The organism is Kitasatospora sp. A2-31 (assembly GCF_022288725.1).
Classification (GTDB): Bacteria; Actinomycetota; Actinomycetes; order Streptomycetales; family Streptomycetaceae; genus Kitasatospora.
The window spans coordinates 1-1,723 of sequence record NZ_JAKNTA010000130.1 but is presented as its reverse complement, the minus strand read 5'-3'; the positions used below and the strand labels follow the sequence as shown (position 1 = coordinate 1,723).

The following is a 1,723-nucleotide window of genomic DNA, read 5'->3' as shown; positions in this document are numbered from 1 at the left end:
GATCATCGACCCGGGGCACGACTTCGGCAAGAACACCCGGCACTCGCTGGAGGCGACCCGGCGGCTGCCGGAGATGACCGCGACCGGGTTCCCGGTGCTGGTCTCGCTCTCCAACAAGGACTTCGTCGGCGAGACGCTGGACAAGCCGGTCGACGAGCGGCTGCTGGGCACGCTGGCGACGACGGCGGTCTCGGCCTGGCTGGGCGCGCAGGTCTACCGGGTGCACCAGGTGGCGCAGACCCGGGAGGTGCTGGACATGGTCGCCTCGATCCGGGGCACCCGTCCCCCGGCGGTGGCCCGCCGGGGGCTGGCGTGAGACCCGGGTCCCGGGCCTCGTCCGGAACCTAGATCTCGTCCACCGGGCGGCGGGCGTCGGCGAGGATCTTCAGGACCTCGTCGATCTCGTCGGTGATGTGGAAGAGCTCCAGGTCGTGCGGGGCGGCCTTGCCCTGTGCGACGAGCGTGTTCTTCAGCCAGTCGAAGAGCCCGCCCCAGTACTCGCTGCCGAAGAGGATCACCGGGAAGCGGGTGACCTTCTTCGTCTGCACCAGGGTGAGCGCCTCGAACAGCTCGTCCAGCGTCCCGAGGCCGCCGGGCAGCACCACGAAGCCCTGCGCGTACTTCACGAACATCGTCTTGCGGACGAAGAAGTAACGGAAGTTCAGCCCGAGGTCGACGAACTCGTTGAGCCCCTGTTCGAAGGGCAGCTCGATGCCGGGGCCGACGCTGAGCCCGCCGGCGTCCGAGGCGCCGCGGTTGGCGGCCTCCATCGCGCCGGGGCCGCCCCCGGTGATCACCGCGTAGCCGGCCTCGGCCAGCGCGCGGCCGATGGCCACGCCGGCCGCGTACTCGGGCGAGTCGACCGGTGTCCGGGCGGAGCCGAAGACGCTGATCGCGGGCGGGAGTTCGGCCAGCGCGCCGAACCCCTCGACGAACTCGGAGGTGATCCGCAGCACCCGCCAGGGATCGGTGTGCAGCCAGTCGGTCGGGCCGGTGGTGTCCAGCAGGCGCTGGTCCGTCGTGCTCTCGCCGACCTGGTCCCGGCGCACCAGCACCGGGCCCTTCTGCTTCTCGGGCCACGCCTTCTTCGGGCGCGGCTCACCCACCCGCTCGGGACCGTGACCGTACTGCTTCTCGTCTCCAGTGCCTGTCATGACGAAACCCTACGCCCGTTGATCCCCGTTTTCAGGCAACGGGGGGAGGACGGTCGGGCGACCGGAAGGTGGCGTCCGGCCGCCGCCCCTCCGGTCGCCGCCGGCCGGGTCAGGCGGTGAGCCAGGCCCGCAGCCGCTCCTCGGTCTCCGCGATCGCGGAGAGCGAGCAGTGCTCCTCCCGCTTGTGCGCGAGGTTCGGATCGCCCGGTCCGTAGTTGACCGCCGGGACGCCGAGCGCGCTGAACCGGGCCACGTCGGTCCAGCCGAACTTGGCCCGGGCGACGCCGCCGGTGGCGGCCAGAAAGGCCCGCGCGGCGGGCTGGCCGAGGCCGGGCAGCGCTCCGGGGGCGGAGTCGGTCACCGTCACCTCGAAGCCGTCGAAGACCTCGCGCAGGTGCTTCTCCGCGTCCGCCTCGCTGCGGTCGGGCGCGTAGCGGAAGTTGACCGTCACCACGCACTCGTCGGGGATGACGTTGCCGGCCACGCCGCCGTCGATCCGGACCGCGTTCAGGCCCTCGCGGTACTCCAGGCCGTCGATCTCCACCCGGCGCGGCCGGTAGTCGGCGAGC

The 1,723-nt window shown here is 72.1% G+C and carries 3 protein-coding genes; 1 reads left to right on the top strand and 2 read right to left on the bottom strand.

Annotation, left to right across the window (positions count from 1 at the left end; translation table 11 throughout):
- On the top strand, positions 1–316 hold a 316-nt coding region (locus MCM47_RS40160), incomplete at its 5' end, for a dihydropteroate synthase (RefSeq protein WP_238951776.1).
- Between the two features lie 28 nt (positions 317–344).
- Here the strand turns inward: MCM47_RS40160 and MCM47_RS40155 are convergent.
- Positions 345–1,154, bottom strand: coding sequence for a TIGR00730 family Rossman fold protein (locus MCM47_RS40155; protein ID WP_238951775.1), 810 nt, complete (start codon positions 1,152–1,154; stop codon positions 345–347).
- A 109-nt stretch (positions 1,155–1,263) separates the two neighbouring features.
- The coding region (locus MCM47_RS40150) for a peptidase dimerization domain-containing protein (protein WP_238951774.1) at positions 1,264–1,723 on the bottom strand (460 nt) is incomplete at its 5' end.